This is a genomic window from Streptomyces sp. NPDC104106 (genome assembly GCF_055584345.1).
The window spans coordinates 140199-163799 of sequence record NZ_JBVJMF010000014.1; the positions used below are offsets into that span (position 1 = coordinate 140199).

Below are 23601 nucleotides of genomic sequence, written 5' to 3' on the forward strand. Positions count from 1 at the left end.
CCGGCTGCCATGGTCGTGCTGCTTGAGCGAACCGCCAAGCGACTTCCCAGGCGCCCCGGGCCGACAAGGCCCGGGGCGCCTGTCGTTTTCCGGGTCGCGGCGTTCCGGGGCACCCCACCCATCTCACCGAGATCACCGAGATCACCGAGATCACCGAGGAGCCCAGCATGACCACCACCACACCGGAAGAGACCATCGCCGACGCCCGGGAACGCATCGACGTGCTCGACGACCGGATCATCGGCCTCATCCAGGAGCGGATGGCCGTCTCCGCCGTCGTCCAGCAGACCCGAATCGCCTCGGGCGGGCGGCGGGTGCACCTCTCCCGCGAGATGGAGATCCTCGGCCGCTACCGCGAGGCCCTCGGCAAGCCCGGCACCTCCCTCGCCATGACCCTGCTCGAACTGTGCCGGGGTCGCATCTGAATTCGAGCGACGTCTCACCCGTACGGCGCGTGACCGGCCCGCGCACCGCTTCGTTGAGGGGGTGTCCGTGCCAGCCAGGGGCGGGCCCGACAGAACCACGCGTGGCTCGCTGGAGCGATGAGGCGTACGGGTCGTGCCGTACGCCGTGGGACCTCGCTCCGGAGAAGTGACCGGACGGCAGGGGACAGCAGCCCGGTCACCCAAGAGAACGGTCGGCTCCGGGGACGCCCGGGGCCGACCGGCGGAAAAACTGCACATCTACGCCGGTGCCGGATCGCACGGTGCGCGCGCACGCCCCGAGTCCCCGCGCAGCCGGCGGAGCACGGCACCACGGCACCTCCCCCGTCACCGGACCAGCGGCGCGCCCCCCAGCGCCGCTCCCCGGCACCGACGCAGCCCTGACGTCGGTGCTGACCGAGCGAAGGGCCCCGCGGCCACTCCGTCCCGCGGGGCCCTTCGGCCTGCCACAAGGACCCGTCCACCGCGAGTGACTCAGGTCACACGAAAAGCGCGCGTCCTGCGGGCAACCCTTCACACTCCTCGCTGATCAAACCTGCCGAGTCGTAAGGGGGACCTGCTTTCGGAGGGGGACGCAGGTCCCTCTTCGCACGCCCGCGAGGTCCGTCCTCGCGGGCCCTCGCGCCGGTTACTTCTTCGGCGGTACCGCCGGTATCCCCAAGAACGGCAGGCGCAGCGCGCCGAAGGCGTTCGCGGGGACCGCCGGGGACAGCGGCTCGACCGGCTTCAGGCGCTCGTACGCCGCTCCCGGCGCCGGACGCGGGTCCTCCTCGCCCTTGTTCGGCCAGAAGGACATCGCGCGCTCGGCCTGCGCGGTGATCGTCAGCGAGGGGTTCACTCCCAGGTTCGCCGAGACCGCGGCGCCGTCCACGACCGATATGCCGGGGTGACCGTAGAGGCGGTGGTACGGGTCGATGACCCCCGTCTCCGGCGAGTCGCCGATGGGACAGCCGCCGAGGAAGTGCGCGGTGAGCGGGGTGCCCATCAGCTCGCCGACGTTGCTGCCCGCGAAGCCGTTGATCTCGGCGGCGAGTGCGCTCGCGGCCTCGGTCGCCGCCTTGATCTGCTTGGGGTTGGGGGCGCCGTGACCCTGGCGGGCGGTGAGCAGGCCCTTGCCGACTCCGTCCGGTTTCAGGTACGTCGTCAGGGAGTTGTCCAGCGACTGCATGACGAGGCCGATGATGGTCCGCTCCGACCAGCGCCGGTTGGACAGCGAGCGGGCCACCAGCATCGGGTGGCGGGCCGCGTTCGCCAGCCACGCCAGCACGCGGGACGAGCCCTCCGCGTACGGCACCTGGAGGATCGACAGGCCGCCCATCGCGTTGGAACCCTTGCCGTACCGGACCGGCTCGATGTGCGTGTTCTCGTCCGGGTGGATCGAGGACGTGATCGCGACGCCCTGGGTGAAGTCGGCCCTGGGCGTGCCGTGGGCCCTGCGGTAGCGGCGGTTGTCGGTCTGCGCGCCGACCAGCGCCTCGGAGTTGGTCCGGGTCAGGTCGCCGAGCCGGGCGGAGAGGTACGGCAGCTGGCCGCCGGCCCTCATCCGGTGCAGCAGGGTCTGGGTGCCGTAGGTGCCGGCCGCGAGGACGACCCTGCGGGCGGTGAACAGGCGGCCCTCGCCCTTCCTCCTGCGGTGCGTGGGCAGGGTCGCCACCGCGTACCCGCCGCGCGAGTCGTCCGTGACCGACACGACCGTCGTCATGGGGTGGACGACCGCGCCGGCCTTCTGGGCGAGATGGAGGTAGTTCTCGTTGAGGGTGTTCTTCGCGCCGTGCCGGCAGCCGGTCATGCACTCGCCGCACTCTGTGCAGGCGGTGCGGGACGGCCCGGCCCCGCCGAAGTACGGGTCGGCCACCCGCTCCCCCGGCCGCGCCCGCACCGTCTTGTCGGCGTCCTCGCCGTCGCCGAAGAACACGCCGACCGGGGCGAGGTGGAAGGTGTCGCCCACACCCATCCGCTGGGCCGCCGCCTTCAGGTGCACGTCGGACGGCGTCATCGTCGGGTTCAGCCGGACGCCGAGCATGCGCCGGGCCTGGTCGTAGTACGGCTGCAGCTCCTGCTGCCAGTCGGTGATGTCCCGCCACTGCGGGTCGTCGAAGAAGGCCTGCGGCGGTACGTAGAGGGTGTTGGCGTAGTTCAGCGAGCCGCCGCCGACGCCCGCGCCGGCCAGCACCATCACATTGCCCAGCAGATGGATGCGCTGGATGCCGAAGAGGCCGAGCCGGGGGGCCCAGAGGTAGTTCCTCAGGTCCCAGGAGTTGCGGGGCAGGCTCTCGCGGGTGAAGCGGCGGCCCGCCTCCAGCACGCCGACCCGGTATCCCTTCTCGGTCAGGCGCAGGGCACTCACCGCGCCGCCGAATCCCGATCCGACCACGATGACGTCGTAGTCGTACCCGTCCTCGTCCCGGGTCTGGACAGACTTCTCCTGCGACACGTGCTCTCCTCGTCGAGAACGGGCTTTTCGGGGACAGGGATCGGTCAGCGGAAGCGGAAGGCCTTCATCAGCCTCAGACTCCGGCTCATGAACGCCGCGTAGCTCGCGTCGTCCATCCCGAGCGAGGGCGCCATCGGCAGCAGCCGCTGCTGGGCCACCGTCTGGGCCTCGGTGTACTTGAGGATGCCCTCGGAGCCGTGGCGGCGGCCGAGACCGGAGTCCTTCATGCCGCCCATCGGGGACTGGACGCTGCCGTAGGCGGGTGCGTAGCCCTCGTTGACGTTGACCGTGCCGGTGCGCAGGCGGGCGGCGACCTCGCGGCCGCGCCGGGCGTTCGTCGTCCAGACCGAGGAGTTCAGGCCGTACGGCGTGGCGTTGGCGCGCTCGACCGCCTCGTCGTCGGAGGCGAAGCGGTAGACCGAGACGACCGGGCCGAAGGTCTCCTCCTCGCAGACGGCCATGGAGTCCTCGACGCCGTCGAGGATCGTGGGCTCGAAGAAGTACGGGCCGATGTCCGGGCGCGCCGTGCCGCCCGCGATCACCTTCGCGCCCTTGGCCACGGCCTCCGCCACGTGCCGCTCGACGGTCTTCAGCTGGCGCTCGCCGACCAGCGAGCCCATGTCGGCGCCGTAGGCGAGGGAGTTGCCGAGCCGCATGGCCCGGGTGCGGGCGGCGAAGCGCTCCAGGAAGGCGTCGGCGACCGACTCGTGGACGTACAACCGCTCGATGGAGATGCACAGTTGGCCCGCCGAGGAGAAGCAGGCGCGTACGGCACCGGCGGCGGCCTTCTCGATGTCCGCGTCGTCGAGGACCAGCATGGCGTTCTTGCCGCCGAGTTCGAGGGAGACGCCCACCAGCCGGGCCGCGGCGCCCTGGGCGACCTCGCGGCCGGTGCGGGTGGAGCCGGTGAAGGAGACGTAGTCGGCGTGCCTGACCACCTCGGGGCCGACGACCGGGCCCTCGCCGAGGACGACCTGGAAGACGCCCTCGGGCAGGCCCGCCTCGATCAGCAGGTCTCGCGCCCACAGCGCGGTCAGGCAGGTCTCCGTGTCCGGCTTCATCACGACCGCGTTGCCGGCCACGAAGGCGGGCAGGGCGTCCCCGACGGACAGCTCCAGGGGGTAGTTCCAGGGGGCGATCTGGCCCACGACCCCGCGCGGGTGGCGCAGTTCGGTGACCTTGGTCAGGGTGGGGATGGCGCCGGTGTGCCGCTTCGGCCTCAGGTACGAGGGCGCCGTGCGGCCGTAGTGGCGGGCCGCGACGGCGACGGCCTGCACCTCCTCGTGCGCGTGCAGCCGGGCCTTGCCGGTCTCCAGCTGGATGAGGTCGAGGACCTCGGCCTGCCGCTGGAGCACCAGGTCGTGGAAGCGCAGCAGCACAGCGGCGCGCTGCCGCACCGGGGTCTTCTCCCACACGGACTGCGCGGTGCGGGCGGCCGCGAAGGCCTTCTCGACGTCCTCGGGGGTGGACTCGGGCAGGTCGGCCAGCTTCTCGCCGGTGAACGGGGTGTGGTTGGCGGTCCGGCCGGAGCCGGCCACGCCCTTGGTGAGCCGGGCCACCAGTTCCGGGGTGACCACGTCGGCGGCGGTGCGGGCGCCCTCGGGGGCGGGCGCGAGGGGGTTGGTACCGGCGATGTCCGAGGCCTGCGTGTCCGTCATGAGGCGCAGGGTATGCCGGAGCGCAGGCTTTGTGTACCCGTCGGTAACGGGGATTCACGACCTGCACACACACCGCCAGTGATCACTGGCAGTGAATGCGCTGATCAGGCCGTTGACATTCCGCCGAACAGAACGATCATTCGAGTCCGGCCTTTTTCGCCAGGAGCAGCCCGAGCGCGGTGCGGGGAGCGCGGCGGCGCGGGGCCGGGCCGGAGGTGGCCGCGGTGGCGGTGGCGGGTACGGCCTCGGGGGCGTGCTCCGGCTCCGGTACGGGGGCGAGCCCCAGGTAGTCGCGGAGTGCCGTGGCGACCTCGGCGGCGCCGGGGCGCGCTTCCGGCTCGGCGGCGTGCAGCCGCTCCAGCAGCGGGCCGAGCGCGCCGAGCCGCGCCGGGTCCGTGTCCTCGCCCACCGCTGCCCGCAGCAGCGCGCCCAGGGACCACAGGTCGGAGGCCGGACCGGCGCCGGGGCCCGCGGCACGCTCGGGGGCGACGAACCCGGCGGGTGCCTCGCCCGGGTGCCCGTCACCCGTCCCGAAGTCGGTGACGACCACCCGGCCGGTGCCGGACTCCAGCAGGACGTTCGCCGGTTTGACGTCCCGGTGCACGATCCCGACGGCGTGCGCGGCGCGCAGGGCACCGAGGACGGCGAGCCCGATCCGGGCGGCCTCGGCGGGCGGCAGCGGTCCGCGCCGCAGCACTTCGCGCAGCGACTCGCCCTCCACCAACTCCATGACGATCCAGGGGACATGGCCCTCGGTGACGACGTCCAGCACCGTGACGGCACAGGGGTGGCGGACGCGGGCGGCGGCGCGGGCCTCCGTGGAGAGCCGGTGGGCGATCCGGCGGCTGCCCTCGTCGCCGGCCGGATCACCCGTCAGCAGCGGTTCCTTGAGGGCGACCTGGCGCCTTACCTCGTCCGCTTCCTCGTCCAGAGCGCGCCAGACGGTTCCGGCGGGCCCGGACCCGAGGCGCCCGGCGAGCCGGTAGCGGCCCCCTATGCTGCTGGACCTGCTGCTGGTCTACATGATCCGCGCCTGGGCGGCCCGCGCCCGCACCACGGGCTGGCCCGGTGCCCTGGCCGACCCGGTGACGGCCGCCGCCCTGCGCGCCCTGCACACCGCGCCGGCCGCACCCTGGACGAACGCCCTGCTGGCCGCCCGCGCGGGCGTCTCCCGCGCCACCCTGTCCCGCCGCTTCACCGCCCTGGTCGGCCGCCCGCCGATGGCGTACCTGACCTCGTGGCGGCTGACTCTGGCGGCGAGCCGGCTGCGCGCGACGGACGCACCGCTCGCGACGGTGGCCCGCGAGACCGGGTACGGCAGCCCGTACGCGCTCTCGCACGCCTTCCGCAGGGAGTTCGGCATCACGCCGGGCCGTTACCGCCGGCTCCACACCTGAGGAGGAGCGGGTCCGGCAGCGAGCGAGGAGCCGGTCCCGGACAAGGAGAGGACCGGTCAGGAAGGCGTGGGCGAGAAGGTGTCGAGGGCCACGTCGAAGTACTCCCGCGCCTCGTGCACCTTGCCGACCGGTGCCGACACCCACACGTCGTACAGCCGCCCGGACTCCTCCCAGCACAGGTCGTAGGTGTGCCGTGGGCCCTCCTGCGCGCTGTAGCCGTCCCAGCTGAACTCCCAGAGCGCGGCCGGGTGTCCGGCGTGCGTGGTGCGGGTGACCCGGCCGTCGTGGTAACCGGGGTTGGTGTCCGGCCCGTCGGCCGCCGACCGCTCCATCACGCCCTGGGGGCCGCCCGGTTGGGGGCCGGCGACCTTGATGCCCAGGCGGAAGGTCTCCCCGGGCGAGAGGTAGAAGACGCGCTCGCCCTGCGGGCTGCGGGTGAAGTCCGCGGGCACGGCGAGGGAGAAGCCGGCCGGGTCCCGGGCCGTGCGGTAGCCGGAGGGCGCCGGGTGCGCACCGGACGGGCCGGTGGCCGTCGGGCGGGTGGTGGAGGGCACCGGGCCGGTCGTCGTGGCCGGCGCTGAGGAGCCCGGACTCGCACCGGTGCCGGTCGCCGGGGACGTCGCCGTACCACCGGGGCTGCCGCCGCCCCCGCCGCCGTCCCCGTGCAGCAACAGGGCGGCCGACACACCGGCTCCGGTCAGCGCGGCGACGAGTACCGCCGCGATCAGCGTCCCGCGCGTGGCGGTCCTGGGCGGCGGGCCGGGCAGATCAGGATGACCGGGGGGGCCGAGAGTGCCAGGAGTGCCAGGGGGTTCGGGGAGGTCGTAGAGGGCTGCCAGGTCCGGCCCGCCGGGGGATCCCGGCACGTCGGTCACGCCGGGAGCGCCCCCGGGCACGGCAGGCGCACCGGGCACGCCTGACACATCCGGGACGTCCGGCGCGTCGCGCACGTCCGGCTCGCCGGGCGGGTTGCCCGCACGCCCGCCCGGCAGCCCGAGCCACCCCGTACGCCCGCCCGGCGCTCCGGACCTCGTCGTGCGGCCGCCGGTCGTTTCCGGCCGCCCCGTACGGCCGCCGCCGATCCAGTGGCCGAGCACACCGGCCGCGCCGCCCGCCGCACCGCCCGCCGTATCGGCCGGGCCCGGGGCCTGCGGGGTCCGGCCCGTCCGCAGGTAGGCCCGCAGCATCTGCTCGGCGTCGGCCGCGCCGAGCCGGCGGTCGGGGTCGCGTTCGAGCAGCCCCCGTACGACGGGCAGCAGGGGCTCGGCCTCGGCGGGTGGCCGGATCTCGGCGGCGACGACGGCGTGCAGGATGCCGCCGATCGAGTCGCGCCGGAACGGCGACTCGCCACTGAGCACCGTGCACAGCAGCGCGCCCAGCGACCACAGGTCGGACTCCGGCCCGGTGCGCACCCCCGACATCCGCTCGGGCGCGGTGTACTCGGGCGAGCCGACGAAGGAGCCCGTCTCGGTGAGCGTGGTGGCGCCCTCCACCTGGGCGATGCCGAAGTCGGTGAGCACGACCCGGCCGGTGCCGGACTCGATCAGCACGTTCGCGGGCTTGATGTCCCGGTGCAGCACCCCCGCCTCGTGCGCGGTGCGCACCGCGCTGAGCAGGGCGATACCGATGCGGGCGCCCTCGGCGGCGTCGACCGGACCGTCCCGGGCGATCCGGTCGGCGAGGGAGCCGCCCTCGATCAACTCCATTACCAGATAGGGCCGTTCGTCGTGCTGGACGACGTCGTGGACGACGATGATGTGCGGATGGCGCAGCTGGGCGACCGCCCGCGCCTCGCGGAAGGTACGGTCCCGGCGGCGCCGCGCGTCGTCGTCCGGGAGCGAGTCGTCCGGCAGGAGTTCCTTGACCGCGACCTGCCGGCCCAGCAACTGGTCGCTCGCCCGCCACACGACGCCCATGCCGCCGCGCCCGATGCGTGCCTCCAGCCGGTAACGGCCCGCGATCACCCGGAAGTCGGCGCCCTCGGTCCCCATGCGCCCCATCATGCCGCACCGGGCCCATCCGCTCCGGGGTGCCGATCAGCCAAGCACAGCCGATGGACCAGCGTTTTTCGGCCGTGTCGGCCACCGGCGGAACCGCGGTGCGGCCCTCAGCCGTTGGCCGGCTGCTGCCAGCTCTGCAGCACCCACTTGAACTGTCTGCTGGTGCGCTCCCAGTCCGCGGCCGGCGTCGACATGTAGAGGGCGTACTCGACGCCCGCGCGCGAGAAGTACGTCTCCTCGATCGCGTGCCGCGGCCCGGCGACGAACGGCGGATCCTTCTTCAGCGCGGTCCAGGTGTACTCCCACAGCGCGCCCCTGCGGTCGCGGTAGATGTTCTCCTTCATCTGCACGTTCTTGTAGTCGACCAGCCGCTGGAGCTGCTGCTGCAGGTCCTGCTGGTGCTGCAGGGGGGTGGCGAAGTCCGGGGAGCTGTCGATGGCGATGCGGACGAAGTGCTTGCCGCCGTCCGGGGTGTAGTCGATCTGCTTGAGGGGGCCCTTGACCTCGTAGACCTTCCGCGTCCAGCCCTTGGGCAGGGAGAGGCTGAAGCCGAGCGGGTCGTGGTACTGCACCCAGCTGGCGGGGATCGTGCCGTCGGGGACCGCCGTGCTCGTGTCGCCCCCGGAGGGGGTCGCGGCCGGGCCCGCGCCGCCGCTCGCCCCGGTGTTCTGCTCCGAGCCGCCCCACTCCTGGTAGGCGACCGCCGCACCGCCGCCGAGCACGGCCGCGACGGCGACCACGAGGGCGAGGGTGCGCAGCCGGCGCCGGGGCCGGCCCGCGCCGCCCCGGCCCCTGGAGCCCGTCGTCCCGGTCGGCGGATGGGGTGCCACGGCCGTCGGGCCGGTCATCGAACGGCCGGCGCCCGCCGCCTTTGGGGCGCCGTGGGCGGAAGCGACCGCGCCGGTGCCGTACCCGTTCGCGGAGGCGTCGTACCCGTTGGCGGAGCCCCCCGGGCCGTAGCCCGAGGCCCCGGTGCCGGTACCGTCGCCGAGGCCGGACACGGTGGTGGTGGCAGCGGTGCGCAGGGCCGAGTTCTGGGTCGGGACGTAGGCCTGTGCCGCGTCGGGCCTGCCGCCCTCCGCCGCCTCCGCGAGCAACTGCTCCGCCTCCTCGGCGCTCGGCCGCCGCTCGGGTTCCTTGCGCAGCAGGGCCGAGATGACCGGGCCGAGCACACCGGCGTGGCGCGGCTCGTCGGCCTCCTCCTCGACGACCGCCTGCATGGTGCTCAGCGGTGAGGTGCGGCGGAAGGGCGAGCGGCCCTCGACCGCCGTGTACAGCGTGGCGCCGAGCGCCCACAGGTCCGAGGACGCGCCCGGGTCGTGGCCGCGCACCCGCTCGGGGGCGAGGTAGTCGACCGAGCCGACGACCTCTCCGGTGCGGGTGATGGTGGTGTCGCCCTCTATCTGGGCGATGCCGAAGTCGGTGAGCAGGACCCGGCCGTCCTTGCCGAGGAGCACGTTGCCGGGCTTGACGTCCCGGTGCAGCACACCGGCCTTGTGCGCGGCGCGCAGGGCCCGCAGCACCCACAGGCCGATCCGCGCGGCCTCGCGCGGTTCGACGCGTCCGCGCTCCTTGACCTCGTCGGCCAGCGAGTTGCCCTCGACCAGCTCCATGACGATCCAGGGGCGGCCGTCGTGTTCGAGGACGTCGTGCACGGTGACGACGGCGGAGTGGTTGATGCGCGCGGCGGCGCGGGCCTCGGCCCGGGTACGGGCGAGCAGCACGGCCTGGTCGCTGTCCGAGACGTAGAGGGCCGCGGTCAACTCCTTGACGGCGACCGTCCGGTGCAGCACCTCGTCGTGGGCGCGCCACACCCGGCCCATGCCGCCGCTGCCGATGGAATCGGCGAGCCGGTAGCGGCCCGCTATGAGCAGGCCCTGCATCTGATTCACGTTGCCCCGCAATGCTCTTGACAGGGTCAGACTAAGGACCGGCCTGCCCCCAGGGAACCAGCGGGGTGCCAAGGTGACAGCACTGTGACGCTTGTCGCCCGCCCGGCCGCCTCCCGTCGGTCACCCCGCGTACTCAACCGGTGTACGTATACGTCGCGGTGGCCTGCTCGTACAGGCGGCTCACCGTGTCCCGGTCGGACTCCGGACCGCGGACCTGGATGATGTGGTAGCGGCCGTTCAGCAGGATCGCCATGTTGCGCACGAACAGGTCCCTGCCCTGCCCGTCGGTCCAGGTGAACTGCCCCTCGGCCATGGTCCGTCCGCCCACCTCGATGGTGCGCAGCCCGGTGGCCGTGGCCCAGCTGGAGTCGCGGTACGGCTGGAGTTCGCTCTCCTTGTCCCGCTGGTACGCCATCGGGTCACCGCCGTACGCCGCCGCGCTGTCCCTGCCCGGTACGACGATCAGCTCGAAGTCGCCGTGCGCGTACACGATCTGCCCGCTGCCGTTCTTCGGGGTGCGCTCCCACCCCTGGGCCACGGCGATCCTGAACCTGTCGGGGTCGGTGCGCAGGGTGAAGCCGTCGGCGACGGTCGGGGCGCCGCCGGTCTGGGTCTGGGTCCCGGTGGCGGGTGCGGAGGCGGAGGGCCCACCGTCCGCGGACTGCCCGGCGGAGAGCTGCTGGGTACGGGACGGGGCGGGACTCGCCTCGCCCGCGCTGCCGGTCCGGCCGGCGCCCGCCGCGCCGCCGTGCCCCTGCTTGGGCATGAACAGCATCGCGTAGGCGATCGCGCCGGCCAGCAGGAGCAGGATCAGCAGGAGCAGGGTCCGGCCGAGGCCGCGCGGCGAACGGCTCGCCTCGCGGGCGTCCTCGCGCAGCCGCTCCCGGGACCGCTCCGGGGCCCGCTTGTGCCGGCCGTGCGGCTGGCCCTGCGGGGGCCGCACGCGCCGGCGCCGCAGCCGCACCAGCTCGCCGCGGCGCCGGACGACCGGCAGCCGGCGCGGGTCGGCGGGCGGGACGGGCACCACATGCGTACCGGCGTCGGGCTCGGGCGCGGACCGCACCAAGGACCGCAGCCAGCCGCTCAGTTCCTCGAAGTCCAGCCGCTCGGTGGGGTCCTGGCGCAGCAGCGACTCGACGACCGGGCGCAGCGGGCCGCACTCCTCGGCGAAGGCGGGCGGCTCGGCGCACACCAGCTGCACCAGTTCGGCCGTCGACTCCTCGGGGTACGGAGCGTGGCCCTGCACGGCGCGGAAGAGCAGCGCCCCGAGTGCCCACAGGTCGGTCGCGGGTCCGATCGGCGCCGCCAGCTGCCAGTTCTCGTGCACGGGCCCGGCCTGCTCCGGCGCCCATCGCTCGGTCACCGGGCCGACGACGGTCATGCGGACCTGCCGTGCCCGCTCGGCGGCCAGCGCGGTCACCGGACCGCGCCGGGCCCCGGCCTGCGCGCCGGGGGCGTCCCAGCGGGGGGCGGCGGGGACGTGGGCCGGCTCCGAGGCGCCGTGGCCCTGGACGGGGCCGTCACCGGGCCCACCGGCCGCCCTGGGCAGGGCCGGCACCGCCTCACCGGAACCACGGCCGGCACCGCCCCCCGGCACCGGTCCCGCCGCCTGGCCCGGAACCACCGGGCGTCCGGAGCGCGGCTCCACGGGTGCCAGACCGGCACGCGCAACGGTGCCGCCGACGGCCGGGTTCCTGCCGCCGGGGGCCTGGCCAGGACCGCCGGGGATCGGGACCGCACCGCCCGGCGCAGGAACCGTGCCGTCCGGCGCCGGGGGCGTGCCGCCCAGGGCGGGAGGGGTGTCGTCGGCGCCGGCGTACCAGGGGGTGCTCTGGACGCCGTAGGGCGCGGTGATGCGGCCGGCCGGGGCAGTGCCGGGTCCGCCGGGGTACGCCGACCGCCCCGCGTCGCCGGCCTGCCCGGCGCCGGCACCGTCCTCGGCGGGTGGGCGGGCGCCGGGCAGGGCGGGACGTACGGCCTCCCGGGACTCCTGGACGCGGGCGGCGGCACGCGCGCCCGCGCGGTACGCCGCGATGGCCCCGGCACGGGCGGCACGGATGTCCGCCCCGCTCGCCCCGCCGCCATCGCCGGACCCGACCGCCCCGCTCGACCCGTCGCCCCCTGCCGCAGGCGCCTGCCGCCCGGTCGGACCGTCGGCCCGCCCGGCGTCGCCGGCACCGCCCGACGCGCCGTTCGGCCCCGGCAGGCCGCCGGCCGCCCGGGCCGCCCGGGCCTGGATCGCGGCCCGGCGCGCGGCCTCGGGATCGGCGTCGGCGGACGGGAAGCCACCGGCCGGGCCACCGAAGGGACCGGGGCCGGTGGCCGGCGCCGGCCGTTCCACCGCCGGGGCCGCCGGCACGATCCCGCCCGGTTCCCCGTCCTCCCCCGGCACCGGGTCGTACCCGCACAGCGCCTCCTCCGCCGCGCCGACCGCGAGGCCGGTCAGCATCACGCGTCCGTCGTCGCAGACCAGCACGGTGCGCGCGGTGATGTTGCGGTGGACCCAGCCGTGGGCGTGCAGCACCCGCAGTGCCATGAGCACGTCGGAGGCGACCTCGGCCGCGCGGTACGGCGACAGCGGCTGCTCGGCGAGGAACGCGGACAGCGGGCGCGCCGCGACCCACTCGCTGACGATCCACAGGGAGCCGCCCTCTGCGAAGACGTCGAAGACCTGGTCCAGCCGGGGATGGTCGGGGATGCGGGCGGCCGCCTGCGCGGCCTCCACGGCGCGCCGTACGGCGGGGTCGGCCGGCCGGCGCGTCGCCGTACGGGTGTCCGGCGCCGTCCGCCGGGCCCCGCGCTCGCGCGCCGTGAACCCCTCGGGCAGCCCCTCCGCGTCGAGCACCTCGGCCTCGACGACCTCGGGCAACGGCACCTGCCGGACGAGGACTTCCTGTCCGCTGTAGGTGTCGAAGGCGCGCGTCTCGGTGAGTTCGTACGCGTCGGACGGCGGCAGCGGCAGGCGGTAGCGGTCGGCGAGCACCCGACCCGCGTAGTCGTCCACGTTGCCTCCCCCGGCCGCCCGGTTGGTCACATCCGTTCGCCTCGCGGCCCGTTTCGCACCCGCATGCGGCTGCGTACGGTCCGCGACCATTCACGATACGTGCCGGAGGCAACCCGCATTGAGCGGATGCCGGATTGTGACGCCGTAAACCACCGGGCGCGGATCACGACTTCGGCTCGAAGGAGTCCGTCAGCGTCTTCCAGGTGTCCTTGCGCAGCGCGCTGTCCCAGTCCGCGGCCTTCGCGGTGTACATCAGGCCGTAGCCGAGGTGGCCGTTGACCACGAACCCCCGGTCGATGGTGCGGTACTGCGTACCGCCGTCGACGTAGGTGAACTCCCAGTCGGCGGTGTTCCAGCTGCGGTAGTCCACCTTCTCTATGCGGACCTTGTGGTATTGGGAGCGCACCATGGAGCGCTCCTGGTTCTGCCAGTCCGCCACCGGGTCGTCCTTGGGCGTGGTCGTCCAGGCGACCAGCAGCTTCTGCCCGTCCGGCCCGGTGTAGCGGTCGCCGGCGCCGTCGCTGGTCCGGTACGACCAGCCCTTGGGCAGTCCGATCGCGTACCCCTGGCCGCCCTTGCGGGTCGACACCGCCGGCGCGCTGCCCTCGTCCTTCGCGCCGGGGGCGCCCGATCCGGTGGCGGACGCGCTCGCGCCGCCGTCGGCCTTCGCGTCCGCGCCCGACGCCGTACCGGTCGCCGACGGGCTCGTCCCGTCCGTCGCGCGGTCCTCCTTGGCGGACGCGCTCGCGCTCACCGCGGCCTTGGTTCCGCCGCCGTTGGTGTCCTTGCCGTCGTCGCCGTTCAGCGCGAAGGCCAGGACGGTGCCGAGCACGGCCAGGACGACCACCACGGCGATGACGACCAGGGTACGCCTGGGCACCACGTCGGTCAGCGGGGCCCTCGGCACCGGCCGCGGCGGCAGGTCCAGGTCCGGCGGCGGCATCACCGGCCAGCCCGAACTCGGCTTGCCCGCGCCGGAGTTCGGCCCGCCCGCGGCACCCTGCGCCGGGCCGGCCGACCGCGCGCCGGGCACGCCGGCCGGGCCGCCGGCGGAGCCGGGCCGCGCACCGCCCGGGGCGGCGGAGCCGACCGCGCCGGTGCTCCCGGCAGTACCCGTCGTACCGCGCCCGCCCGTCGAACCGCTGGTACCGGCGGGACGGCTCGCACTCGCCGCTCCCGCGGCACCGCGGGCGCCCGCGGCGTCACCGGCCGTGGCCGGCGTGCTCGCGCCGCCGCCGCTCTTCGTCCGGGTCGCGGCCGCGGCGGAGGCGGCTCCGGCCGCCTTGCGGACCGACCGCAGCGCGCCGCGCAGCTTCTCCGCGGCCTCCTCACCCCGCCTGCCCTCGGCCGGTCCGGGCTGCGGCGGCAGCGGCACCACGCGCGTGGCGTCCATCGGCTCCGGTGCGGGCGCGTGGATGACCTCGTTGAACAGGGCCCGGGCGCCGGCGTCGTCGAGCCGCTTGGCCGGGTCCTTGGTGAGCAGGCCGTAGATGACGTCCCGCAGCGGGCCCGCGTTCTTGGGCTCCTCCAGCGGCTCGGTCATCACCGCGGTGAGCGTCGCGATCGCCGATCCCTTGTCGTACGGCGGGGAGCCCTCGACCGCCGCGTACAGCAGGCCGCCGAGCGACCACAGGTCGGCGGCCGGGCCCGGCTTGTGGCCGCGGGCGCGCTCCGGGGAGATGTAGGACGGGGCGCCGACGAGCATGCCGGTGGAGGTGATGGACGGGTCGCCCTCCACCTGGGCGATGCCGAAGTCGGTGAGCACGACCCGGCCGTCCTCGGCGATGAGCACGTTGGACGGCTTCACGTCCCGGTGCAGGATGCCCTCGCGGTGCGCCGAGCGCAGCACGTCGAGGACGGCGAGCCCGACCTCGGCGGCGCGCTTCGGCTCCAGGACGCCGTCCTCGCGGATGACCTCGGCGAGGGACTTGCCCTCCACCAACTCCATGACGATCCACGGCCGGTCGTCCTCGTCGACCACGTCGAAGACCGTCACCGCGCTGTTGTTGCGGATCCGGGCGATCGCCTTGGCCTCGCGCAGGGTGCGCGTGATCAGGCGCCGCTTCTCCTCCTCGTCGATGTTCGACGGGAACCGCAGTTCCTTGACGGCGACCGTCCGGCCCAGGGTCTCGTCCTCGGCCCGCCAGACCGTGCCCATGCCGCCGCGGCCCAGCACGTCTCCCAGCCGGTACCGCCCGGCGAGGAGACGACGCTCGCTCTTGTCCTGACGAGTCTCCTGACGAGAAGTGCCCGCCCGCTCCGCCTCCGACATGCGTCCCCTCATGCAACCCGCCCTGACAGAGCCTCCATTGTCTCTCACCCGACAAGTGCCCGACGCCCAGGGTGCCCACCTGAAGCCGTCGTTCCGCTTATCGGGATGAGGGGCTGCAAAAGGTCCGAAGCCACCCGCGCGGGCACGCCGTTGACCCGGCTTCAGGACCGGGCGGACGCCGCGGGCCGGCGCTACAGCGGCACGATGTCCGGCGCCCCCAGCCGGGCAGCGTCCGCCGTCAGGTCGTCGGGCTGGCGCTGGGACTCGCGCTCGGCCTCCACCCGCTTCTCGTAGTGCTCGACCTCGCGCTCTATCTGGCCCTTGTCCCAGCCGAGGACCGGCGCCATCAGCTCGGCCGCCTCTCGGGCGCTGCGCGTGCCCCGGTCGAAGGTCTCGATGGAGATGCGCGTACGGCGGGTGAGGACGTCGTCCAGGTGCCGGGCGCCCTCGTGGGAGGCGGCGTAGACCACCTCGGCGCGCAGGTAGTCGTCGGCGCCGGGCAGCGGCTTGCCGAGGGCCGGGTCGGCGGCGACGAGGTCGAGGACCTCCTCGGCCAGGGAGCCGTACCGGTTCAGCAGGTGCTCCACGCGGGCCACGTGCAGCCCGGCACGGGAGGCGATGCGCGCTCGCGCGTTCCACAGCGCCTGGTAGCCCTCCGCGCCCAGCAGCGGGGTCTCCTCGGTGACACAGTCGGCGACGCGCATGTCCAGGCCGTGCACCGCCTCGTCGACGGCGTCCTGGGCCATCACCCGGTACGTGGTGTACTTGCCGCCCGCGACGACCACGAGCCCCGGCGCGGGGTGCGCGACCGTGTGCTCGCGGGACAGCTTGCTGGTGGCGTCGGACTCCCCGGCGAGCAGTGGGCGCAGACCGGCGTACACGCCCTGGACGTCGTCGCGGCCGAGCGGGACCGCGAGCACCGAGTTGACGTGCTCCAGCAGATAGTCGATGTCGGCGCTGGACGCGGCCGGGTGGGCCTTGTCGAGGTCCCAGTCGGTGTCGGTGGTGCCGACGATCCAGTGCCGGCCCCAGGGGATGACGAACAGGACCGACTTCTCGGTGCGCAGGATGAGGCCGGTGGTGGAGTGGATGCGGTCCTTGGGCACGACGAGGTGGATGCCCTTGGAGGCGCGGACGTGGAACTGGCCGCGCTCGCCGACCATGGCCTGGGTGTCGTCGGTCCACACCCCGGTGGCGTTGACGACCTGCTTGGCGCGGATCTCGTACTCCCCGCCGCCCTCGACGTCGCGCACGCGCGCGCCGACGACCCGGTCGCCCTCGCGCAGGAACCCGGTCACGCGCGCCCGGTTGGCCGCCTTCGCACCGTACGACACGGCGGTGCGCACCAGGGTGGCCACGAAGCGGGCGTCGTCCACCTGGGCGTCGTAGTACTGCAGGGCGCCGACCAGTGCGTCCTTCTTCAGGCAGGGGGCGACGCGCAGGGCCTGACGGTGGGTCAGGTGCCGGTGCAGGGGCAGGCCCCGGCCGTGACCGCGCGCCATGGACATCGCGTCGTACAGGGCCACGCCCGAACCCGCGTACCACCGCTCCCAGCCCTTGTGCTGCAGCGGGTAGAGGAACGGCACGGGCTTGACCAGGTGCGGGGCAAGCCGCTCCAGCAGCAGCCCGCGCTCCTTCAGCGCCTCCCGCACGAGGGCGAAGTCGAGCATCTCCAGATAGCGCAGGCCGCCGTGGACGAGCTTGCTGGAGCGGCTGGAGGTGCCCGACGCCCAGTCCCGGGCCTCGACCAGGCCGGTGGACAGACCGCGCGTGACGGCGTCCAGCGCCGTACCGGCGCCGACGACTCCGGCGCCGACCACCAGCACGTCCAGCTCCCGCTCCGCCATCGCCGCCAGTGCCTCGGCGCGCTGCTCCGGCCCCAGATTCGCTGTCCTCACCGCTGCCTCCCGCTGTCGCACACTCGCTCGCGTCGGCCGCACCCGGCGGGCGAAGCCCGGTTCATCCCCTCCTCATGCCCAAATTCTGACCGGCCCGGCCGACTTCAGCCACCACGGACTCCCCGGCCTGTGGATAACTCGCGCACAACCTCCGGAAGACACACAAACACAATCACACATAACGGTCATATGTGTACCTAGTCTGGCAGTGCACTCGCTCATGCTGTCCACAGCGGTTGCGCACCTGTCCCACTTCGGCTCCTGGGAAGGACGGCCCACGCCATGCCCGCAGACCTCGCCGTCATCGGACTCGGTCCCTACGGCTTGCCGCTCGCCCAGGCCGCCGTCGCCGCAGGGATCTCCACCATCGGCTACGCCACCGGCCCCGAGGCGGGCTCGCTCAGCCCCGCCGAGCTGCGCCGGATGCACGCCGCGGGCTTCCGGCCCGGCACCGACCCCGCACAGCTCGGCCGGGTGCGCACCGCCGTGATCTGCGCGCCGACCCCGCGCGGCGCCGACGGCGGGCTCGACCTCGGCCAGGTGGAGGCGGCCGCCCGCAGCCTGGCCGAGCGGCTGCGCCCGCACACCACCGTCATCCTGGAGTCCCCCGTGCTGCCGGGGACCACCGAGGAGTTCCTGCGCCCGCTGCTGGAGCGGGGCTCGGGGCTGCGCGCCGGCCGCGACTTCCACCTCGCCTACGCGCCGAGCCGGGTCGACCCCGGCAACCGCGACCACGCCCCCGCCGGCACCCCCAAGGTCATCGGCGGCCTCACCCCCGCCTGCACCGAGTCGGCCGCCGCGTTCTACGGCCGGCTCACCGACAAGGTGGTCCGCGCGCGCGGGCTGCGCGAGGCGGAGGCCGTGCAACTGCTGGAGACCAACTTCCGGCACGTCAACATCGCGCTGGTCAACGAGATGGCCGTGCTCTGCCACGAGCTGGGCATCGACCTGTGGGACGTCATCCGGTGCGCGGAGACCAAGCCGTTCGGCTTCCACGCCTTCCGCCCCGGCCCCGGCGTCGGCGGACACGGCGTCCCCCAGGACCTGACCGGCCACGCCATCCGCACCCTGCGCATCGTCGAACTGGCCCAGCAGGTCAACCACCGCATGCCCCGCTACGTCGTCCAGCGCGCCGCCGCCCTCCTCAACGAGCACGGCAAGTCCGCCCGGGGCGCGCGCGTGCTCCTGCTCGGCGTCACCTACAAGGCCGACCTCGCCGACCTGCAGGGCACCCCGGCCCAGGAGATCGCGATCCGGCTGATGGAGCTGGGCGCCTCGGTGAGCTACCACGACCCGTACGTGCCGGCGTGGAGCGTCCTGGACCGCCCGGTGCCGCGCGCGGACTCGCTCTACGAGACGGCCGCCGACGCCGACCTGACGATCCTGCTCCAGCAGCACCGGACGTACGATCTCCAGGGCCTGTCGGTGAAGGCCCAGCTCCTGCTGGACACCCGGGGCGCGACCCCGACCGGAGCGGCGCACCGGCTCTGACGACACCGCGACCGGCGCCGCCGCGACCGGCCGGGCCGGTCACGGACGGAAAACTGCCAGGGGCGTTGTCGGCACCGGCTGTTAATCTCCCCCGGACTCGCCACGCACGCGCGTGCCGGGGGTTTTCGTTCCCGTCCTTCAGCCGCGTTCCACATCGGGGGGATTTCTGTCATGAGCCAGTCAGCACCACCGCCGCAGCCACCGCAGCCCGGTCCGTTCGGCGCCAACCCGTACGCCCCGCAGCAGCCGGGCCCGGCGGGCCCGAACCCGTACGCCCAGCAGCCGCCCGGTGCGGCGGGGCCGAACCCGTACGCCCAGCAGCCGCCCGCCGGTGCGCCGTACCCGCAGCAGCCGGGCGCCTTCGCGGGACCGCCCGCGCCGCCCGCTCCGGCCCGGAACAACCTCGTGCTCGGCCTGGTCGCCGCGCTCGTCGCCTCCGTGGCCACCGCCGCGCTCTACGGCCTCGTCATCGGCGCCACCAAGCACGAGATCGGCTATGCGGCCGTCGGCGTCGGCTTCGTCATCGGCCTCGCGGCCGGCAAGGCGGGCGGCCGCAACCCGGTCCTGCCCGTGGCGAGCGCCGTCCTCGCGCTCGGCGCGGTGTACGTCGGCCAGCTGGTCGGCGAGGCCATGATCGGCGCCAAGGCGCTGCACATCGGCTTCGGCGAGCTGTTCTTCCAGCACTTCTCCGTGGTCCAGGAGGGGTGGAAGCAGGACGCCGACCCGCTGACCTTCCTCTTCTTCGCCTTCGCCGCGTTCGCCGCGTTCTCGGGGGCCAAGAAGTCGGCCGCGTGAGCCACGCCGGCGACGGCAGCGGGAAGGGCCCGGCCACCTGCTCGGTGGCCGGGCCCTTCCCGCGCGGGTGCGTCAGCGGCGGTGCTGGCTGTCCGCGACGGTGACCTCGACGCGCTGGAACTCCTTCAGCTCGCTGTAGCCGGTGGTGGCCATGGCGCGGCGCAGGGCGCCGAAGAAGTTCATCGAGCCGTCGGGGGTGTGGGACGGGCCGGTGAGGATCTCCTCGATCGTGCCGACCGTGCCGAGGTCGACCTTCTGGCCGCGGGGCAGTTCCTCGTTGACCGCCTCCATGCCCCAGTGGTGGCCCTGGCCGGGCGCGTCCGTGGCGCGGGCCAGCGGGGACCCCATCATCACCGCGTCGGCGCCGCAGGCGATCGCCTTGGGCAGGTCGCCGGACCAGCCGACGCCGCCGTCCGCGATCACGTGCACGTACCGGCCGCCGGACTCGTCCATGTAGTCCCGGCGGGCCGCGGCCACGTCGGCGACGGCCGTGGCCATCGGGACCTGGATGCCCAGCACGTTGCGCGTGGTGTGCGCGGCGCCGCCGCCGAAGCCGACCAGGACACCGGCCGCGCCGGTGCGCATCAGGTGCAGGGCCGCGGTGTAGGTGGCGCAGCCGCCGACGATCACCGGGACGTCCAGCTCGTAGATGAACTGCTTGAGGTTCAGCGGCTCGTGCGAGGACGACACGTGCTCCGCGGAGACCGTCGTCCCCCGGATGACGAAGATGTCCACGCCCGCGTCCACGACCGCCTTGGAGAACTGGGCGGTGCGCTGCGGGGAGAGCGCGGCCGCCGTGACCACGCCGGAGTCGCGCACCTCCTTGATGCGCGCGCCGATCAGCTCCTCCTTGATCGGCGCCGCGTAGATCTCCTGCAGCCGGCGGGTCGCCCGCTCGGCGTCCAGCTCGGCGACCTCGTCCAGCAGCGGCTGCGGGTCCTCGTAGCGCGTCCACAGGCCCTCCAGGTTGAGGACCCCCAGACCACCCAGCTCACCGATGCGGATCGCGGTAGCCGGCGAGACGACCGAGTCCATGGGTGCGGCCAGGAAGGGCAGCTCGAAGCGGTAGGCGTCGATCTGCCAGGCGATCGAGACCTCCTTCGGGTCCCGCGTACGGCGGCTGGGGACGACGGCGATGTCGTCGAAGGCGTACGCCCGGCGGCCGCGCTTGCCGCGCCCGATCTCGATCTCAGTCACGTCTTGGCCTTTCCCTGATGCGTTTCAGCGTCTTCCAGTATCGCCGACGGGTACGACAGAAGCCCTCCGCAGGTACGACAACGGCGGCCCCGGAGTTTCCGGGGCCGCCGTCATGGGGGCTTCACGCACGCGTGGGACGCCGGGTCAGCTCGCGCCGCTGTAGTTCGGCGCCTCGACGGTCATCTGGATGTCGTGGGGGTGGCTCTCCTTCAGACCCGCCGAGGTGATCCGCACGAAGCGGCCCTTGGACTCCATTTCCTCGATGGTGGCGGCGCCGACGTAGCCCATGGTCTGGCGCAGGCCGCCGACGAGCTGGTGCAGGACGTTGGAGAGCGGACCGCGGTAGGGCACCTGGCCCTCGACGCCCTCGGGCACGAGCTTCTCGTCGGAGGTCACTTCGGCCTGGAAGTAGCGGTCCTTGGAGTACGACTTGCCCTGGCCGCGCGACTGCATGGCGCCGAGCGAGCCCATGCCGCGGTACGACTTGAACTGCTTGCCGTTGATGAACAGCAGCTCGCCCGGAGACTCCTCGCAACCGGCGAGGAGGCTGCCCAGCATCACCGTGTCGGCGCCGGCGGCCAGCGCCTTGCCGATGTCACCGGAGTACTGCAGGCCGCCGTCGCCGATCAGTGGGATACCGGCGGGACGGGCCGCGAGGGACGCCTCGTAGATGGCGGTGACCTGGGGGACACCGATGCCGGCCACCACGCGGGTGGTGCAGATGGAGCCCGGGCCCACGCCCACCTTGATGCCGTCCACACCGGCGTCGATCAGCGCCTGGGCGCCGTCACGGGTGGCGACGTTGCCGCCGATCACGTCGACGGACACGCTGGACTTGATCTTGGACATCCAGCTCAGCGCGTTGCTGTTGTGGCCGTGCGAGGTGTCGACGACCAGGAAGTCCACACCGGCCTCGGCGAGCGCCTGGGCACGCTCGAGGGCCTCCGGGCTCGCGCCGACCGCGGCACCGACGAGGAGCCGGCCCTCCGCGTCCTTCGCGGCGTTGGGGTACTGCTCGGCCTTGACGAAGTCCTTGACGGTGATCAGGCCCTTGAGGACGCCCGCGTCGTCGACCAGCGGCAGCTTCTCGATCTTGTGCTTGCGCAGCAGCTCCATGGCCTCCGGGCCGGAGATGCCGACCTTGCCGGTGACCAGCGGCATCGGGGTCATGACCTCGTGCACGCGGCGGCTGCGGTCGCTCTCGAAGGCCATGTCCCGGTTGGTCACGATGCCGAGCAGCTTGCCGGCCGGGTCGGTGACCGGGACACCGCTGATCCGGAACTTCGCGCACAGCGCGTCCGCCTCGGCGAGGGTCGCCTCCGGGTGCACCGTGATCGGGTCGGTGACCATGCCGGACTCCGACCGCTTCACCAGGTCGACCTGGTTGACCTGGTCCTCGACGGAGAGGTTGCGGTGCAGCACGCCCACACCGCCGAGCCGGGCCATCGCGATCGCCATACGGGACTCGGTCACCTTGTCCATCGCCGCCGACAGCAGCGGGATGTTCACCCGGACGTTGCGCGAGATGCGGGACGAGGTGTCGACCGCGTTGGGGAGCACCTCGGATGCACCCGGCAGCAGCAGCACGTCGTCGTAGGTCAGCCCGAGTGTCGCGAATTTACCGGGCACTCCGTCGACGTTGGCAGTCATGACACCTTCCCCAAATGGCCTTGATCGGTGCGGATGTCCATGCTAACGGGAAGCGTCGCTAGCAAATTCCACGGTACCGAGTGACTTCGGGCTTCGTATGTTCGTACGGAAGCGAGTACGTGCCTGTTCACGGCAGGACGACAGGGGCCGCGACCAAGGGGGTTACTGCTCGGCGAGGGCGCGCAGACGGCTCAGCGCGCGGTGCTGGGCGACCCGGACCGCGCCGGGTGACATTCCCAACATCTGCCCCGTCTCCTCCGCGGTCAAGCCCACGGCGATCCGCAGCAGGAGCAGTTCACGCTGGTTCTCCGGGAGGTTGGCCAGCAGCTTCTTGGCCCAGGCGGCGTCGCTGCTGAGCAGGGCGCGTTCCTCGGGGCCGAGCGAGTCGTCGGGGCGCTCCGGCATCTCGTCCGAGGGGACGGCCGTGGAGCCCGGGTGGCGCATGGCCGCGCGCTGGAGGTCGGCCACCTTGTGCGAGGCGATGGCGAAGACGAACGCCTCGAAGGGGCGGCCGGTGTCGCGGTAGCGCGGCAGGGCGAGCAGGACCGCGACGCAGACCTCCTGGGCGAGGTCCTCGACGAAGTGGCGCGCGTCGCCCGGCAGCCGGGACAGCCGGGTGCGGCAGTAGCGCAGTGCGAGGGGGTGGACATGGGCGAGCAGGTCGTGCGTGGCCTGCTCGTCTCCGTCGACGGCACGATGCACGAGCGCACCGATCGCCCCCTGGGCCGTGCCCGCATCGTCCTCGCGCATCGGTCCATGGTGCCTTGCGGCCGTCCGGTCCGTCGCATCGTGTTCGTGGTTGTGCACCGAAGCGTTATGAGCAGGTGCGCCGGCACTCATCTCCTGCGCCCTCCCCTTCCGCTCGACCGACTCGTCCCCGAGAGACTCCACAATCTCAAGGATGCGGCATCCGCGCCGAAACGAGCAGCGCGCGTCCGGCGGGCCGCCTTGCGCACCACCGCCGAGATGTCCGACGAGGTGGTGCGCCCGGAGCGTGCGCGCCCCAGGCATGTGCGCCCCGATGCGCCCCGTACGACACCGGCCACCGCTGCCCGCCCGGCCCGGCGGAACCCCGCCGACCTGCGCCTTGCCGTACGGCAGTTCAGGCCCGGCCCCGCGCGCGACGGCACCCTGCGCCCGGCGTACGGTCCGCTCCCGCGCGCCGGCGGACGTCTTGCCGACGATCCGAGGCAAACGCCCCGAAGTGTGACCGGGTCCACCTCTCGAAGAGCCCTCACTGCCGCCTCCAGGGGCCGTCGGATCACTCTGCCGGCGCAGGGCGAAGACACCGCGTGGGCCGGCCCGGTCGCACCCGACCGGGTCAGCATGAAGGGACGCGTCGACAGCCCTGCCTCCCAACGGCCGAAGGCACGACCGGGCCGCACGGCCGGACGGACCCACAGCCGTGCCTCCCAACGGCCGAAGGCACGAGCGCCCACCCGAGCGGACGGACCACAGGGGTGCCTCCCG

General features: G+C 73.7%; 14 protein-coding genes and 1 pseudogene. 4 read left to right on the forward strand and 11 right to left on the reverse strand.

Going from position 1 to position 23601, the window contains the following annotated elements:
- Nucleotides 1-140: 140 nt before the first annotated feature.
- A complete protein-coding gene (locus ACZ60X_RS29300; protein ID WP_469604918.1) occupies nt 141-425 on the forward strand; it encodes a chorismate mutase in 285 nt (94 codons plus the stop codon).
- Between the two features lie 646 nt (nt 426-1071).
- On the opposite strand, the gene ACZ60X_RS29305 is transcribed toward ACZ60X_RS29300, so the two are convergent.
- The 3 genes from ACZ60X_RS29305 to ACZ60X_RS29315 form a co-directional block, all read right to left on the reverse strand.
- Nucleotides 1072-2877 carry a GMC oxidoreductase gene (locus ACZ60X_RS29305; RefSeq protein WP_469604691.1) on the reverse strand — a complete coding sequence of 602 codons (1806 nt, stop codon included), beginning with the start codon at nt 2875-2877 and terminating at the stop codon, nt 1072-1074.
- Between the two features lie 44 nt (nt 2878-2921).
- The gene (locus ACZ60X_RS29310; protein WP_469604693.1) at nt 2922-4535 is read right to left on the reverse strand and encodes a succinic semialdehyde dehydrogenase; all 1614 of its coding nucleotides are present in this window, start codon (nt 4533-4535) and stop codon (nt 2922-2924) included.
- A gap of 136 nt (nt 4536-4671) precedes the next feature.
- Nucleotides 4672-5532, reverse strand: coding sequence for a serine/threonine-protein kinase (locus ACZ60X_RS29315; protein ID WP_469604921.1), 861 nt, complete (start codon nt 5530-5532; stop codon nt 4672-4674).
- On the opposite strand from ACZ60X_RS29315, the pseudogene ACZ60X_RS29320 reads away from it, so the two are divergent.
- Nucleotides 5528-5932: pseudogene (locus ACZ60X_RS29320) on the forward strand (helix-turn-helix transcriptional regulator); the annotation flags it as partial. The gene ACZ60X_RS29315 and the pseudogene ACZ60X_RS29320 sit on opposite strands and share 5 nt — an antisense overlap.
- Before the next feature lie 56 nt (nt 5933-5988).
- Here ACZ60X_RS29320 and ACZ60X_RS29325 read toward each other — a convergent pair.
- The 5 genes from ACZ60X_RS29325 to ACZ60X_RS29345 form a co-directional block, all read right to left on the reverse strand.
- Entirely contained in the window at nt 5989-7923 is a 1935-nt protein-coding gene (locus tag ACZ60X_RS29325) for a serine/threonine-protein kinase (protein WP_469604694.1), read from the reverse strand.
- A 116-nt stretch (nt 7924-8039) separates the two neighbouring features.
- Entirely contained in the window at nt 8040-9815 is a 1776-nt protein-coding gene (locus ACZ60X_RS29330) for a serine/threonine-protein kinase (RefSeq protein ID WP_469604697.1), read from the reverse strand.
- A 142-nt stretch (nt 9816-9957) separates the two neighbouring features.
- The gene (locus tag ACZ60X_RS29335) at nt 9958-12828 is read right to left on the reverse strand and encodes a protein kinase (RefSeq protein ID WP_469604700.1); all 2871 of its coding nucleotides are present in this window, start codon (nt 12826-12828) and stop codon (nt 9958-9960) included.
- A 163-nt stretch (nt 12829-12991) separates the two neighbouring features.
- Nucleotides 12992-15100, reverse strand: coding sequence for a serine/threonine-protein kinase (locus tag ACZ60X_RS29340; RefSeq protein WP_469604702.1), 2109 nt, complete (start codon nt 15098-15100; stop codon nt 12992-12994).
- A 191-nt stretch (nt 15101-15291) separates the two neighbouring features.
- Complete coding sequence (locus ACZ60X_RS29345; protein ID WP_469604705.1) at nt 15292-16998, reverse strand: glycerol-3-phosphate dehydrogenase/oxidase; 1707 nt, start codon at nt 16996-16998, stop codon at nt 15292-15294.
- Nucleotides 16999-17280: 282 nt separating this feature from the next.
- On the opposite strand from ACZ60X_RS29345, the gene ACZ60X_RS29350 reads away from it, so the two are divergent.
- Both ACZ60X_RS29350 and ACZ60X_RS29355 read left to right on the forward strand, forming a co-directional pair.
- On the forward strand, nt 17281-18489 hold the full coding sequence (locus ACZ60X_RS29350; protein ID WP_469604708.1) for a nucleotide sugar dehydrogenase: 1209 nt from the start codon (nt 17281-17283) through the stop codon (nt 18487-18489).
- A gap of 171 nt (nt 18490-18660) precedes the next feature.
- Nucleotides 18661-19284, forward strand: a complete 624-nt coding sequence (locus tag ACZ60X_RS29355) for a hypothetical protein (RefSeq protein WP_469604711.1) — start codon at nt 18661-18663, stop codon at nt 19282-19284.
- Nucleotides 19285-19356: 72 nt separating this feature from the next.
- On the opposite strand, the gene ACZ60X_RS29360 is transcribed toward ACZ60X_RS29355, so the two are convergent.
- The 3 genes from ACZ60X_RS29360 to ACZ60X_RS29370 form a co-directional block, all read right to left on the reverse strand.
- Nucleotides 19357-20481: a GuaB3 family IMP dehydrogenase-related protein gene (locus ACZ60X_RS29360; RefSeq protein ID WP_469604713.1), complete on the reverse strand. Its 1125-nt coding sequence runs from the start codon at nt 20479-20481 to the stop codon at nt 19357-19359.
- 144 nt (nt 20482-20625) lie between these two features.
- Nucleotides 20626-22131, reverse strand: a complete 1506-nt coding sequence (gene guaB / locus ACZ60X_RS29365; protein ID WP_469604716.1) for an IMP dehydrogenase — start codon at nt 22129-22131, stop codon at nt 20626-20628.
- Nucleotides 22132-22293: 162 nt separating this feature from the next.
- Nucleotides 22294-22881: a sigma-70 family RNA polymerase sigma factor gene (locus ACZ60X_RS29370; protein ID WP_469604720.1), complete on the reverse strand. Its 588-nt coding sequence runs from the start codon at nt 22879-22881 to the stop codon at nt 22294-22296.
- Between the last annotated feature and the right edge of the window lie 720 nt (nt 22882-23601).